The organism is Actinoplanes sp. NPDC019969 (assembly GCF_055562375.1).
Map to the genome: position 1 here is coordinate 170,427 of NZ_JBVHFK010000014.1, position 13,974 is coordinate 184,400.

A 13,974-nucleotide genomic window follows, 5' to 3' on the forward strand; every position below is an offset into this window, starting at 1 on the left:
CAGTCACTTCCCGGTGTACGGTGTCGCGGTCAGACGCATGCGGTGGCCGGACCGTTACCATCCGACTGCGGGCTGCCCCGGGAATGTGGGCTCGTCCGGCGCGTTACGTTGAACGTCTGTGCTCCGCCGGAGGCGAGCGGGGAGTGTTGAGGGTCAAATAAGGAGTGCCGTGCCGAGTGACGCCAGGACGACCCGTCTGGTCATCGTCGAGTCCCCGTCGAAGGCCAAGACGATCGCCGGTTACCTGGGCCCCGACTATCTGGTCGAGGCCTCCGTCGGGCATATCCGCGACCTGCCGAAGAACGCCGACGAGGTCCCCGAGGCGTACAAGGGCCAGCCGTGGGCCCGGCTCGGCGTCGACGTCGACAACGGTTTCCAGGCGCTCTATGTGATCTCCGAGCGGCGCAAGGAGCAGGTGGCCAAGCTCAAGCGGATGGCCCGCGAGGTGGACGAGATCCTGCTCGCCACCGATGAGGACCGCGAGGGCGAGGCCATCGCCTGGCACCTGGTCGAGACGATCAAGCCCAAGGTCCCGATCAAGCGGATGGTGTTCCACGAGATCACCAAGCCGGCCATCCAGGCCGCCGTGGCGAACCCGCGCGAGATCGACCGTTCCCTGGTGGATGCCCAGGAGGCCCGCCGCATCCTGGACCGGCTGTACGGCTACGAGGTCAGCCCGGTCCTGTGGAAGAAGGTGATGCGCGGCCTCTCGGCGGGCCGCGTGCAGTCGGTCGCCACCCGGATCGTGGTGGAGCGCGAGCGCCAGCGGATGGCGTTCCGCTCCGCGGAGTACTGGGACATCCAGGCCCACCTGGCCATCCAGGGCCAGGTCGAGGGCCCGCGCACGTTCCAGGCCACGCTGATCGCGCTGGACGGCGACCGGATCGCCACCGGCAAGGACTTCGAGCCCACCACCGGGCAGCTCAAGGCCGGTTCGACGGCCGTGCAGCTGGACGGTGACGGCGCCCGCGGGCTGGCCGCCCGCCTGGAGGGCCGCCCGTTCACGGTGACCCGGGTCGAGGAGAAGCCGTACCGCCGCAAGCCGTACGCCCCGTTCATCACCTCGACGCTGCAGCAGGAGGCCGCGCGCAAGCTGCGGAACTCGTCGCAGCAGACGATGCGGACCGCGCAGAGCCTGTACGAAAAGGGTTACATCACCTATATGCGTACGGACTCGGTGAACCTCTCCGAGACCGCCGTGGCCGCCGCGCGCCGGCAGATCGCCGAGCTGTACGGGGCGAACAACGTGCCGCCGCAGCCCCGCAAGTACACGACGAAGGCCAAGGGCGCCCAGGAGGCGCACGAGGCGATCCGTCCCGCCGGCGACAACTTCCGCACCCCGGGCGAGGTCGCCAAGGAGCTGACCACCGACGAGTTCAAGCTCTACGAGCTGATCTGGCGCCGCACCATCGCGTCCCAGATGACCGACGCGGTCGGCAACTCGGTCAGTGTCCGGATCCGCGCGACCACCGCGGCGAGCGAGGAGGCCGATTTCGCCGCCTCCGGCAAGACCATCACCGACCCCGGCTTCCTGCGCGCTTACGTGGAGTCGTCGGACGACGAGAGCGCCGAGGCCGAGGACGCCGAGCGCCGCCTGCCGAACCTGGTGAAGGACCAGCCGCTGAGCGCCGACGCGCTGAACGCGCTGGGCCACCACACCTCGCCGCCCGCCCGGTACACCGAGGCGTCGCTGGTCAAGGCCCTGGAGGAGCTGGGCATCGGCCGCCCCTCGACGTACTCGTCGATCATGCAGACGATCCAGGACCGCGGGTACGTGGAGAAGCGCGGCCAGGCGATGATCCCGTCGTTCCTGGCGTTCGCGGTGATCGGCCTGCTCGAGGGGCACTACCCGCGGCTGGTCGACTACAACTTCACCGCCGCCATGGAGGGCCAGCTCGACGACATCGCGGCCGGCGACCACACCCAGCTGGACTTCCTCACCTCGTTCTACTTCGGGGCCCAGGGCGCCGGCGTGGACGAGGAGATCGCCAAGGCCGGCGGCCTGAAGAAGATGGTCACCGAGAACCTAAGCGCGATCGACGCCCGCGAGGTCAACTCGATCCCGCTCTACGTCGACGAGGAGAACCGGCGGGTCGTCGTCCGGGTCGGCAAGTTCGGGCCGTACCTGCAGCGCAAGCTGGTCGACGGCGGCGACGACGCGCCCGAGGACAAGGCGTCGATCCCGGACGGGCTGGCGCCCGACGAGCTGACCCGGGAGAAGGTCGAGGAGCTGTTCCTGGCCGGCAACGGCGACCGGACCCTCGGCGACGACCCGGCGACCGGTGAGCCGGTGCTGGTGAAGTCCGGCCGCTACGGGGCGTACGTGCAGAGTGGCGACCGCAGCTCGTCGCTGTTCGCCTCGCAGTCCCCGCAGACGCTCACCCTGGAGCAGGCGCTCCAGCTGCTCACGCTGCCCCGGCTGGTCGGCAAGGACGCCGACGGCAACGAGATCATCGCCCGTAACGGCAGGTACGGCCCGTTCATCCAGCGGCTCAAGGACTCCCGCTCGCTGGAGAACGAGGAGCGCCTGTTCACCGTCACGCTGGAGGAGGCGCTGGCCCTGCTGGCCGCCCCGAAACTGCGCGGGCAGCGGGGAGCCGCCAAGCCGCCGCTGGCCGAGCTGGGCCCGGACCCGGTCACGCAGAAGCCGATGGTGGTCAAGGAGGGCCGGTTCGGGCCGTACGTGACCGACGGCGAGACCAACGCGACGCTGCGGCGCGGTCAGACGCCCGAGGAGCTGACCGCCGAGCAGGCCGCCGAGATGCTGGCGGAGAAGCGGGCCAAGGGGCCGGCGACGAAGCGGGCGCCGGCGAAGAAGACCGCTGCCAAGAAGGTGCCCGCCAAGGCCACCGCCGCTGCCGACGGGGAGACGCCGGCCAAGAAGGCGCCGGCCAAGCGGGCCACCGCGGCGAAGAAGACGACGGCGGCCAAGAAGACGACGGCGGCCAAGAAGGCGGCCCCCGCCAAGAAGGCCGCCCCGCGCAAGGCGGCCACCGCCGCCGAGTGAGCTAACCGCCCAGGACCCTCGTCAGGTATTCGTTGGTGAAGATCCGATGGGGGTCCAGGCGGTCGCGGACGGCGAGGAAGTCGTCGAACCGGGGGTACGCCGTCCGCAGCGATGCCGCGTCCCGATAGTGCAGCTTGCCCCAGTGCGGCCGGCCGCCCAGCGGCGTGCAGACGTCCTCCAGGGCCCGGAAGTACGGCTCGTACGGGCTGCCGAGGTACTGGTGCACGGCGATGTAGGCGGACTCCCTGCCGTACCCGTGCGACAGCCACACGTCGTCCGGCCCGGTGAACCGCACCTCGACCGGGAACTGCACCTTGAACGGCAGCCGCTCGATGATCTTCCCGAGCGCGTCCAGGACCTCGGGCAGGGCGGCGCGCGGGACCTCGTACTCCATCTCGGTGAACTTGACCTTGCGCGGGGAGCAGAAGACCTGATCGGAACGCCCGGTGTAGGTCCGCGCGCTGAGGGCCCGGGCCGAGACGGCGCTCAGTGCCGGGACCACCGCCGGGAACCGCCGCCCCACCGCGCAGACACCCTGCCAGACGGTGTTGGACAGGAAGTCGTCGTCGAGCCAGCCCCGGAACCTCGACAGTGGCCGGTCGTCGTCGGCCACCCGCCGGTTCCGCTTGAGCGACGTGCGGTTGGTGTACGGGTACCAGAAGAACTCGACGTGGTCGTACGCCGGCAGCCACTCGTCGATCCCGGCCAGCACATCCGGCAGCAGCATCGGCTGTTCCTCGGCGAGCAGCGTGAACGCCGGCACGCAGCGCAGCGTCACCTCGACCAGCACGCCGAGCGCGCCGAGCCCGAGCCGCGCCGCCGGGAACTCGGGGGCGTCCACGGCGTACCGCTCGGCCTTCCCGCCCGCGGTCACCAGGGTCACCGCCTCGACGCAGGAGGCCAGCGTGGCGTGCCCGATCCCGGTGCCGTGCGTGCCGGTGGAGATCGCCCCGGCGACGGTCTGCGCGTCGATGTCGCCCAGGTTGGGCATGGCCAGGCCGTGGTCGGCGAGCACCGCGTTGAGGACGGACAGCGGCATCCCGGCCTGCACGGTGACCAGCGGCCCGTCGACCGAGACGAGCCGGTTCAGCCGGTGCACGAACATCCGCTGGTCGTCAGCGACGGCGATGGCGGTGAACGAGTGGCCGCTGCCGACCACCTTGATCCGCCGGCCGCTTTCGCCGGCCTGGTTCACTTGGGCGATGACTTCGTCGATGTCGGCGGGTGTCAGCACATCCGCGATCGATTGCTGATTGCGGCCCCAGTTGGTCCAGCGGCGCGCGTTAACGGGTGCGGTCATTCGGGCCTTTGTCCTCCATCCGAGCGGACACCGTCACCCGGCGTCCCGTCGATGCGCCTCGCTCGTTGATCCGAGTAACGTTCGATTTAATACTGTCGAGAGGGAGTGGCGACGCGTGTCGACACCAACCGTCAGCACCGGACCGCTGAGGCGGGTTCCGGTGCAGGGCAGAAGCGTTGCCCGGGTTCAGCGCATGCTCGACGCCTGTGCCGAGCTGGTCGACGAGGTCGGCTATGAGGGCCTGACCACGACGCTGCTCGCCGAGCGCGCCGAGGTCGCCATCGGCTCGGTCTACCAGTTCTTCCCGGACAAGCGAGCCATCGTGCAGGCGCTCGCGCTGCGCAACATGGATGCGTACCTGCAAAGTCTGTCCGATCGGTTCGCCGGCGAGACGTACACCCATTGGTGGGATGCCGTCGACGGCGCGATCGACGCCTACATCCACATGCACCGCAGCGTGCCCGGCTTCCGGACGCTGCACTTCGGTGACGTCGTCGACCTGCACCTGCTCGACTCCGACCGGGACAACAACGCGGTCATCGCCGAGCGCCTGGCCGAGCTGCTGGTCGAGCAGTTCAAGCTGGCCGACCGGAACCGTCTGCGGTTCGCGCTGCAGATCTCGGTCGAGGCCGCCGACGCCCTGATCAAGCTGGCCTTCCGCCGGGACCCGGGCGGCGACGAGTCGGTGCTGACCGAGGCCAAGGCGTTGATAAGGGAATACCTGCACCGCCACGTCTCCGCCTGAGGCGTCAGCCCAGGAAGGCACGGCCTTCTCCCCGGTAGGTAGGGGCCGGCGTGGCTGTCCCGCCGTCGACCAGCTGCAGCTCGTTGACGTGTTCGCACAGCTCGCCGGCCTTGGCGTGCCGGAACCACACCCGGTCGCCGGGGCGCAACTGCTCGGCGGCCGCGCCCAGCAGCGGCGTCTGCACCTCGCCGGCGCCCTCGTCGGCCTTGAACCGCAGGCCCTCGGGCAGCCACGGGACCGGCAGACGGGACGGCTCGGGCGCGCCGGAGGCCACCCAGCCGCCGCCCAGCACGGTCGCGATCCGCGGGGCCGGGCGGCGCACCACGGACAGCGCGAAGAACGCGGCCGGGGCCGGCTGCCAGTTGCGGTAGGTGTCGAAGAGGGTGGGACCGTACAGCCCGGAACCGGCGGTGACCTCGGTGACGGACGGATCGGCGCTGGTCGCGGCCACACTGCCGGTGCCGCCGCCGTTGACGAACTCCAGGTCGGCGTGGGCGGCGACGGCCCGTACCGCCGCCTCTCGTCTCTTCAGCAACTCCGGCAACGCCCGGCTCTGCATCAGCCGGATGGCGCGGGCGCGCAGCGCCTGACCGGGCGGGTTGTCGCCGACGCCGGCGATGTGCGCCTCGTAGCACATCAGGCCGACCAGGCGGAATCCCTCGCGGCCGGCGATGGTGGCGGCCAGTTTCCCGGCCTGGGCGGCCGAGTGGACGGGGGAGCGGCGTACCCCGATGTGCACCGGGCCGGCGGGACGCCAGGACGCGTCGAGATCGATGCACAGGCGTACGGGGGGACGCGCGGCCGGCTCGGCGACCTGGTCGACCAAAGTGAGGTGGGACGGATGGTCGACCATCAGGGTGATCGCCGCGGCCAGCACCGGGTCCGACGCCAGCTCGCGCAGCGCGGCCCGGTCGGCCGTCGGGTACGCCACCAGGACGTCGCCGGTCACGCCGGTGCGCACCAGCCAGATCGCCTCCGGCAGGGTGTACGCCATCACGCCGTGCCAGCCGGGCCGGGCCAGCACCCGTTCCAGCAGCGTCCGGCAGCGGACCGACTTGCTGGCCACCCGGATCGGCTTGCCGCCGGCGCGGGCGGTCAGGCGCTCGGCGTTGTCGTCGAAGGCGGCCAGGTCCACCACGGCGACCGGGGTGTCCAGGTGGCCGGTGGCGCCGTCGAGCCGCCGGCGCAGAGCGATGCGGTCTGTGAGCACGCGAGCACGGTATCCCGTGACGAAGGTAACGCGAAAGACATTCATCTCTGCTCCACCCGTTCGTGGTTGCCCCACACCTCGTGAGGCGGGCGGTTACAGTGCTCCGAGCAATGACCACGGGAGGTAGGGCCATCAACACCGACACGCAGCCGGACCCGGGGCCCGCCGACCTGACCGGTGTCGCGGCCCTCCGCTCGGTCCTCCGGCGGCGCGGCTTCCGGCGTCTCTGGCTGGTGCTCGCGGCCGCCTCCTTCGGCGACTGGATCGGCCTGCTCGCCACCGCGCTCTTTGCCTCCGCGCAGTTCGAGAACACCGCCGCCCAGGGCGCCGCGTTCGGCCTGACCGTCGCCGTACGCCTGCTCCCGGCCCTGGTCCTCGGCCCGATCGCGGGCGTGCTCGCGGACCGGTTCGACCGCCGCTACACCATGGTCATCGTCGACCTGCTGCGCTTCTTCATCTACGGGTCGATCCCGCTCGTCCCGCTGCTCGGCGGCTCCCCGGCGCTGACCGTCACCTGGGCCACCGTGGCCACCCTGATCGGCGAGGCGATCACGCTGATCTGGATCCCGGCCAAGGAGGCCGCGGTCCCCAACCTGATCCCGAAGTCGCAGATCGAGGTCTCCAATCAGCTGACCCTGATCACCACGTACGGGATCACGCCGATCCTGGCGGCGCTGCTGCTCTCCGCGATGACCGCCGGCCTCCAGCAGTCCGGCGTCTCCCTGCCGGACTGGGCACAGCCGGTGCAGATCGCCCTCTACATCAACGCGCTGTCCCGGCTGGCCACCGCGATCGTGGTGTTCTTCGGCATCCGCGAGATCGGCGGCAAGAGCGAGGAGCGCCGCAAGGCCGCCGAGCAGAGCATGACCACCCAGTTCGTCGAGGGCTGGAAGTTCATCGGACAGACCCCGATGGTCCGCGGCCTGGTCCTGGGCATCTTCGGCGCGTTCACGGCCGGCGGCGTGGTGATCGGCGCGGCCCGTACCTTCGCGTACTCGCTCGGCGCCGGCGAAGCCGCCTTCTCGCTGCTCTTCGGCGTGATCTTCATGGGCCTGGCGTTCGGCATCGGCCTCGGCCCGATGATCGTCAAGGATCTCTCCCGGCGCCGCTGGTTCGGCATGAGCATCGTGCTGGCCAGCGGTTCGGTGATGTTCCTCGGCCTCTCCATCCACCTGTCGATGGCGCTGGTCGGCGCGCTGCTGGTGGGCGCCGGCGCCGGCATGGCGTTCCTGTCCGGCACCACCCTGCTGTACGGCGAGATCGCCGACGAACTGCGCGGCCGGGTCTTCGCCGTCGTGCAGATCGGCGTGCGGACCGTGCTGCTGCTGGCCATCACGCTCGCCGGTGTGCTGGTCGGTCTGGGCAGCTCCCGGCGGGTCGAGCTGGGCCCGGTCGCGTTCGACGTCTCCGCCACCCGGGTGCTGCTGCTGGTGGCCGGCGCCGTCGGGATCTGGGTCGGCATCGGCTCGTTCCGCCAGATGGACGACAAACGGGGCGTCCCGGTCTTCGCCGACCTGATCGGCTCGCTGCGCGGCCGGCCGCTGTCGCCGCCCGAGGAGTTCGCCCGCTCCGGCGTCTTCGTGGTCTTCGAGGGCGGCGAGGGCGCCGGGAAGTCGACGCAGGTCAACCGGCTCGCCGACGCGCTCAAGGCGCAGGGGCGGGACGTGGTCGTCACCCGGGAGCCGGGCGCCACCGCGATCGGCGCCCGGATCCGCGGACTGGTGCTGGACACCCCGGAGGGGCCGTCGCCGCGGGCCGAGGCGCTGCTCTACGCCGCCGACCGGGCGCACCACGTCGCCACGGTGGTCCGGCCGGCCCTGGCCCGCGGGGCCGTGGTGATCAGCGACCGGTACGTCGACTCCTCGCTGGCCTACCAGGGCGCCGGCCGTACTCTCCCGGTCCAGGAGATCTCCTGGCTGTCCGCCTGGGCCACCGGCGGCCTCAAGCCGGACCTGGTCGTCCTCCTCGACGTGGACCCCAACGTGGGCCTGACCAGGGTCGACGCCCGGGGCGCCGGCACCGACCGGCTGGAGAGCGAGTCCCGTGCCTTCCATGACCGGGTCCGGTACGCGTTCCTCGACCTGGCCGCCAACGACCCCAAGCGGTACCTGGTGCTGGACGCGTCCCGCCCGGTCGACGAGATCGCCGGTACGGTCGCCGAGCGGCTGACCACCATCCTGGCCCCCGCCACCGCCGACGCCTGAACCCCGCGTGTGTAGTTCGGCCGTCATGCGCGCCCCAACGACACATGGCAACGTCCAAGCCCAGCGTGTGTAGTTCGGCCGTTATTTGCGCCCGAACTACACACGCTGGGATGTCAGCTCTTGAACAGGCGCAGCGGGACGGCGGCGGCCATCGCTGCCATGCCGGCGTCGTTGGGGTGCAGGTGGTCGCCGCTGTCGTAGGCCGCGGCCAGGCGCAACGGGTCGGCCGGGTCGCGCACCGCGGCGTCGAAGTCGATCACCCCGTCGTACTCACCGGAGGTCCGGATCCAGCTGTTCAGAACGGACCGCTTGCGCTCGTTCTCCGGGCTGTAGAAACCCAGCGTGTCGTCCTTGAACGGCAGGATCGTCGCACCGTACGCCCGTAGCCCCGCCTGCTTGGCCCGGATGATCAGCTGACGGTGCCCCCAGATCAGGTCGTCGGCCGAGACCACCTCGCCGGGCGGGGCGGCCGTGCCCGGGTGACCGAGATCGTTCACTCCGAGCAGCACCACCAGATGCGTCGCGCCGGGCTGGGCCAGCACGTCGCGGTCGAAACGGCGCAGGCCGCTCTGGGCGAAATACGCCGCGTACGCCTCGGCCGGGCTCCCGGCCGGCGGGTTCGGATCGTGCAGCAGCCGGTTGCCGGAGACGCCGACGTTCGCCACCCCGAGCCGGATGCCGGTCGCCCGGAACCGGGCCGCCAGATGATCCGGCCAGCGGTGGTTGGCGTTCGTCTCGGTGTTCGCCCCGTTGGTGATCGAGTCACCGAGGGTGACGACCGCCCCGGCGCCGCCGTGCACGCTCACCCCGGAGAGGAACAGGTACTGCGTGACCGTGCCGGTGGGCGTGATCCGCCGGGCCGCGGTGACGTTGCCGGCGGCCAGCGCGTTCTCCTGGAAGGCGAAGGCGGCCACCGTGGTCACCGGCGTCGGGTCCGGCAGGTAGATGCTGACCAGCAGGTCGTCCCCACCCCGGACGGACAGCGCGATCGGGTCGCTGACCAGGGGCGCGCCGGCCGGCACGGTGACCGAGGACCGCCCGCCGAAGGTGACCGGGCGGTCGGTGCCCGGCCGGGCGTCGGTGCTCGCGCCCGCGCCCGCGCCGGCTCGGATCGCGACGCGTACCTCGCCGATCCGCAGCGGCGCCGTGCCGAACTCGTTGGTGAGCCGCAGCTGGATCCGGCTGCCGCCGGAGCTGAGGTGCGCCACCTGGCGAACGGTCTGGCCGGACAGGGTCAGCGGGGCGCCGGGCGGGACGGTGGTCGGCGCGGCGGCCCAGGAGGCGGTCCAGCCGTCGTCACGGCCCCCGGCGAGCACCAGCTGGGGAACGGCGGCGCCGGCGATCGCGGCGCCGGAAGCCAGGACCAGGAGCTCGCGGCGAGTCGACATGAGCACTCCGAAAGTTTCGGAAACGGAGGAACGATCGTCCGTAACGTATGGCGGATCGACAAAGGCAGTCAAGAGGCCGTTTCCGAGATCGCGCATTGACGTCCGTCGGTGAGTGCGCCTAATGTTTCGGACGTTGATCGAAACTTTCGGGAGGGCTGATGGGAAAGCGACGTACCGTGCTGGCCGGCCTGCTAGTGGCCGTGGCCGCCGCCGTGAGTGGCGCGGCGCCCGCCGTGGCTGACCCCTCGGCGGCGGTCGACCCCGCGTCGCTGCGGGCCGCGGCACGGGGGACCGGCGTCCGGATCGGCACCGCCGTCGACATGACCGCGCTGGCCGACGACGCGGCGTACCGGGCGGCCGTCGCGCGCGAGTTCGACAGCGTGACCGCCGAGAACGTGATGAAGTGGGAAGCCGTCGAACCGGAACGCGGCAAGTACGACTGGGCCGCGGCCGACCGCTTGGTCGACTTCGCCCGCGCCAACGGTCAGGTCGTCCGCGGGCACACGCTGGTCTGGCACAACCAGAACCCGGCCTGGCTCACCGAGGAAGCCTTCACCCCGGCCGAGCTGCGCCGGATCCTCCGCGACCACATCCACACCCAGGTCCGGCACTTCAAGGGCAAGGTCTACCAGTGGGACGTGGTGAACGAGGCGTTCAACGACGACGGGACCTGGCGCGACACCATCTGGCTGCGGGCGCTCGGCCCCGGTTACATCGCCGACGCGTTCCGCTGGGCGCACGAGGCCGACCCGAAGGCGAAGCTGTACCTCAACGACTACAACAACGAGGGCGTCAACGCGAAGAGCGACGCCTACTACAACCTGACCAAGAAGCTGCGGGCGCAGGGCGTTCCCGTGCACGGGTACGGCATCCAGGGGCACCTGGCCCTGCAGTACGGCATCCCGGACACCGTGCTGCCGAACCTCCGCCGCTTCGACGCGCTCGGGGTGCAGACCGCGTTCACCGAGGTCGACGTCCGCATGCAGCTCCCCGCCGACCAGATCAAGGTGCAGGCGCAGGCGCAGGGCTTCACCAGCCTGCTGCAGGCCTGCCTGCTGACCCGGCACTGCGTGTCCTACACGGTCTGGGGATTCACCGACAAGTACTCCTGGGTGCCGGGCGTCTTCGACGGTGAGGGCTCGGCGACCCCGTTCGACGAGCAGTTGCAGCCGAAGCCCGCGTACCACGCGCTGCGCAACACCTACCTGCTCGGCCGCCGCTGACCCGGCTCCTCCGCCGCCCTGGCGGCGTTGGTGATCAGCCCTTCCACAGGGTGGTCATCATCGCCTCCAGGGCGACCTGGGGTTTCACGTTCCGGTCGATCTCGTCCCGGCAGGCCAGGACCGCCTCCAGCCGGCGCAGCGTGCTCTCCGGCGACCACTTCTCCGCCGCCGCCGAGGACACCGCGGCCAGATCGCTGTGCACCACCGCCACCGGCGCGCGCAACGAGGTGACCAGCACGTCCCGGTAGAAACCGATCAGGTCCTGCAGCGCCCGGTCCAGCGCGTCCCGCTGCGACCGGGTGGCCCGCGCCTTCTGGGTGCGCTCTAGCTCCTTGAGCTGCCCGGCCGCCCCGCGCATCGCCGACGTCGCGCCCTTGCCCGTGCCGCCCGCGCCGAGCGCACGCTCCAGCGCCGCTCGCTCTCCCGCGTCGAGCTCGGCGACCGCGTTGGCCGCCTCCTGTTTCGTCGCCGTCTCCAGTTTCGCCGCGACCTCGAAGCAGGCGCCGATGCTGGTCAGCCGCCGGGGAATGGCCAGCACGTCCTCCCGCCGGCCGCGGGCCTCCGGATCGGCGGCCAACTGCCGGGCCCGCTCGATGTCGCCCTGCGCGGCGGCCGCGGCCCAACCGGCCTGCTCCGGCGTCATGCCGTGCCGCTGCACCAGGAACGCGGCCAGCGCCGACGCCGACGGCTGCGCCAGCGGCACCACCCGGCACCGGGAACGGATCGTCACCATGATGTCGTCCGGGTGCACCGACGGCGTGCAGAGCAGGAAGACGGTCCGCGGCGACGGCTCCTCGATGGCCTTGAGCAGCGCATTGCTCGCCCGCTCGCCGAGCCGGTCGGCATCCTCGACGATCACCACCTGCCAGCGGCTGCCGGACGGCGCGCTGGCCGCCCGCAACACCAGCATCCGCGTCTCCTTGACCCCGATGCTGAGCCCCTCGGTCGTCACCACGTGCACGTCGGCGTGAGTGCCGACGAGCGTGGTGTGACAGCCGTGGCACTCGCCGCAGCCGGTGCCGTCCCGCTCGCACTGCAGAGCCGCCGCGAACGCCCGGGCCGCGACCGTGCGGCGGGCGCCGGGTGGGCCGGTGAAGATCCAGGCATGGGTCATCCCGCCCGGGTCCGGGTCGCCGGCCATGATCCGGGCCGCCGCTGCGGCGGCCCGGCGCAGCGTCCCGACCGGCTCGTCCTGGCCCACCAGATCGGAGAAGACACTCACCCGGTGATGGTATTGCGAGGGCCCGACAGAAACCCTCACCGGTACGAGTTGATCACTTATCGTAGTCGACTTAGTGCTTTTTGTGACGCTGTGTGGTCAGCGCTGAAGTTATCCACAAAGGACGCCAGGCCGTAGCGGGGTGGTCACTGAAGCGGGTAGGTTCTCAACCCGGAACGCGACGGCGACATGACGCGCGGTGAGGAGCCATGGATGGCCCGCGAGATCGACGAGGCGTGGATCGACGAGGCGATCGAGCGGTACCGGCGCGTCGAGGATCTGCACGCCGGCTTCGAGAAAGCGGTCGCCGCCCACACCGTGTCGGTGCATTCGCCGGACCAGTCGATCGAGGTGGTGGTGACCGCCGCGGGCGAAATCGTCGACGTGCGCATCCACGATGGACTGCGCCATCGCGAGCCATCCGAGTTCGCCCGCGAGATGCGCGCCGTCGTGACCAGCGCGGCCGAGGCCGCCCGCTGGGCGCGCGAGAAGTTGCACGGTGAGATTTTCGGATCGTTGCGGACGCTTGAGGAGCACTGACGTGGACCGGCTCGCCGACCAGATCGACCATGCCGCCGAGGCTCTGGCCATCATGGACCGACGCCTGCCAGAGCTGGTGCCCGCCGCCGCGATCTTCGGCGCCGACGACACCGGCCGCCCGGGCCGGATCGGCCGCGCCCTCTACGCCGGCTGGTCGGCGGTGCTCGCCGCCCGCGCCCGCGAAGCCGCCGACGCGGCCAGTGAGCTGGCCGATCTGGCGCAGTCGGTCCGCGCCACCACCCACGGCTACACGGAGACGGACGATCTGGTCCGGCGCCGCTTCTTGCGAGGCCTCTGATGCCCTTCCACATCCCGCGCGATCCGCTTCCGCGCGCCTTTTGCGCGTGTGGTCCTCTCCCTCGACCGCAGGATCTGTGATGGACCAGTTGGATGAGCTGCTTGATGCGGCGCGACCGCTGCTGAGCCGGGTTGACGAGGTGCTCTCCACGGTCGGCGCCCCCGGTGGGCACGAGGTCTGGGCCGAGCTGCGCCGGGTACGGCTACTGCCCGGCGACGCGGCGCGGGCGGTCGCGGCGCTGCGACCGGCGGCGATCCTGGAGACCGCGCCCGAATTGCGAGCAGATGCCCGGGTCTATGCGAGCCTGGCCGACGCACTGCCGGGGCCGGGCGCCTGGTCGGGTGCCGCGGCCGAAGCCTACGATCAGGCCCGCTGCCGCACCGCCGAACATCTCAACGCCGGCGCCGGCAGCCTCGCCCAGCGGATGGAGGCGACAGCGGACCTCGCCGACGATCTGGCCGGCTGGATGCTGCGCACCCGCGACGACTTGGCGAACGTGCTGGCTGACGTGTCCCGTACCACCGAAGCCCTGGTCCTCACCCGCGGCCCACACCCGCCGGCCGATACGGCTTCCGCTGCGGCAGCGATCGGCGCAATTCTGCTTCGTACGGTCGCCGACAGCTACGACCGCGCGGAAGAACTCCTCGGCAGTTCCACCGACCTGCAATCACCACGGTCGCCGCTGAACGGTTGACGAGCGTTCCTCGTGGGTTCGGGGCCGATCTTCGTCGTGGCGGTTGAAGGGCGCCTGATCGAGTCACCGACCGAGCGCCGTGGCTGTGACATCGACACCCGAAACGCGGACCCGGAGCGCGGCGGCCAAACGGTTCCCAACGCCGC

At 71.1% G+C, this 13,974-nt stretch carries 11 protein-coding genes; 7 read left to right on the forward strand and 4 right to left on the reverse strand.

Annotated elements, in window-relative coordinates:
- Nucleotides 1–169 precede the first annotated feature (169 nt).
- A complete protein-coding gene (topA, locus tag ACZ3II_RS35525; protein ID WP_465523660.1) occupies nucleotides 170–3,007 on the forward strand; it encodes a type I DNA topoisomerase in 2,838 nt (945 codons plus the stop codon).
- A 1-nt stretch (nucleotide 3,008) separates the two neighbouring features.
- On the opposite strand, the gene ACZ3II_RS35530 is transcribed toward topA, so the two are convergent.
- Nucleotides 3,009–4,307 carry a D-arabinono-1,4-lactone oxidase gene (locus tag ACZ3II_RS35530; protein ID WP_465523662.1) on the reverse strand — a complete coding sequence of 433 codons (1,299 nt, stop codon included), beginning with the start codon at nucleotides 4,305–4,307 and terminating at the stop codon, nucleotides 3,009–3,011.
- A 115-nt stretch (nucleotides 4,308–4,422) separates the two neighbouring features.
- Here ACZ3II_RS35530 and ACZ3II_RS35535 point away from each other — a divergent pair, with 115 nt between their 5' ends.
- On the forward strand, nucleotides 4,423–5,052 hold the full coding sequence (locus ACZ3II_RS35535) for a TetR/AcrR family transcriptional regulator (protein ID WP_465523664.1): 630 nt from the start codon (nucleotides 4,423–4,425) through the stop codon (nucleotides 5,050–5,052).
- A gap of 4 nt (nucleotides 5,053–5,056) precedes the next feature.
- Here ACZ3II_RS35535 and ACZ3II_RS35540 read toward each other — a convergent pair whose 3' ends face one another.
- A complete protein-coding gene (locus ACZ3II_RS35540; RefSeq protein WP_465523666.1) occupies nucleotides 5,057–6,262 on the reverse strand; it encodes an amino acid deaminase/aldolase in 1,206 nt (401 codons plus the stop codon).
- A 110-nt stretch (nucleotides 6,263–6,372) separates the two neighbouring features.
- Here ACZ3II_RS35540 and tmk point away from each other — a divergent pair, with 110 nt between their 5' ends.
- Nucleotides 6,373–8,466, forward strand: coding sequence for a dTMP kinase (gene tmk / locus ACZ3II_RS35545; RefSeq protein WP_465523668.1), 2,094 nt, complete (start codon nucleotides 6,373–6,375; stop codon nucleotides 8,464–8,466).
- A gap of 113 nt (nucleotides 8,467–8,579) precedes the next feature.
- On the opposite strand, the gene ACZ3II_RS35550 is transcribed toward tmk, so the two are convergent.
- Nucleotides 8,580–9,854, reverse strand: coding sequence for an SGNH/GDSL hydrolase family protein (locus ACZ3II_RS35550; protein WP_465523670.1), 1,275 nt, complete (start codon nucleotides 9,852–9,854; stop codon nucleotides 8,580–8,582).
- Nucleotides 9,855–10,012: 158 nt separating this feature from the next.
- Here ACZ3II_RS35550 and ACZ3II_RS35555 point away from each other — a divergent pair, with 158 nt between their 5' ends.
- A complete protein-coding gene (locus tag ACZ3II_RS35555) occupies nucleotides 10,013–11,077 on the forward strand; it encodes an endo-1,4-beta-xylanase (RefSeq protein ID WP_465523672.1) in 1,065 nt (354 codons plus the stop codon).
- 34 nt (nucleotides 11,078–11,111) lie between these two features.
- Here the strand turns inward: ACZ3II_RS35555 and ACZ3II_RS35560 are convergent, their stop codons facing one another.
- Entirely contained in the window at nucleotides 11,112–12,299 is a 1,188-nt protein-coding gene (locus tag ACZ3II_RS35560) for a DNA polymerase III subunit delta' (RefSeq protein WP_465523674.1), read from the reverse strand.
- 210 nt (nucleotides 12,300–12,509) lie between these two features.
- Between ACZ3II_RS35560 and ACZ3II_RS35565 the strand changes: the two genes are divergently transcribed.
- The 3 genes from ACZ3II_RS35565 to ACZ3II_RS35575 all read left to right on the forward strand — a co-directional run bounded on the left by ACZ3II_RS35565 (nucleotide 12,510) and on the right by ACZ3II_RS35575 (nucleotide 13,828).
- Nucleotides 12,510–12,836, forward strand: a complete 327-nt coding sequence (locus ACZ3II_RS35565; RefSeq protein ID WP_465523676.1) for a YbaB/EbfC family nucleoid-associated protein — start codon at nucleotides 12,510–12,512, stop codon at nucleotides 12,834–12,836.
- A gap of 1 nt (nucleotide 12,837) precedes the next feature.
- Nucleotides 12,838–13,134: a hypothetical protein gene (locus tag ACZ3II_RS35570; protein ID WP_465523678.1), complete on the forward strand. Its 297-nt coding sequence runs from the start codon at nucleotides 12,838–12,840 to the stop codon at nucleotides 13,132–13,134.
- Nucleotides 13,135–13,213: 79 nt separating this feature from the next.
- Entirely contained in the window at nucleotides 13,214–13,828 is a 615-nt protein-coding gene (locus ACZ3II_RS35575) for a hypothetical protein (protein WP_465523680.1), read from the forward strand.
- Nucleotides 13,829–13,974: the final 146 nt, after the last annotated feature.

Bases quoted from the DNA above. Each gene is read 5' to 3' on its own strand.
- ACZ3II_RS35530 (WP_465523662.1), bottom strand. From the start codon at position 4,307: ATGACCGCACCCGTTAACGCGCGCCGCTGGACCAACTGGGGCCGCAAT.
- tmk (WP_465523668.1), top strand. From the start codon at position 6,373: ATGACCACGGGAGGTAGGGCCATCAACACCGACACGCAGCCGGACCCG.
- ACZ3II_RS35550 (WP_465523670.1), bottom strand. From the start codon at position 9,854: ATGTCGACTCGCCGCGAGCTCCTGGTCCTGGCTTCCGGCGCCGCGATC.
- ACZ3II_RS35555 (WP_465523672.1), top strand. From the start codon at position 10,013: ATGGGAAAGCGACGTACCGTGCTGGCCGGCCTGCTAGTGGCCGTGGCC.
- ACZ3II_RS35565 (WP_465523676.1), top strand. From the start codon at position 12,510: ATGGCCCGCGAGATCGACGAGGCGTGGATCGACGAGGCGATCGAGCGG.
- ACZ3II_RS35575 (WP_465523680.1), top strand. From the start codon at position 13,214: ATGGACCAGTTGGATGAGCTGCTTGATGCGGCGCGACCGCTGCTGAGC.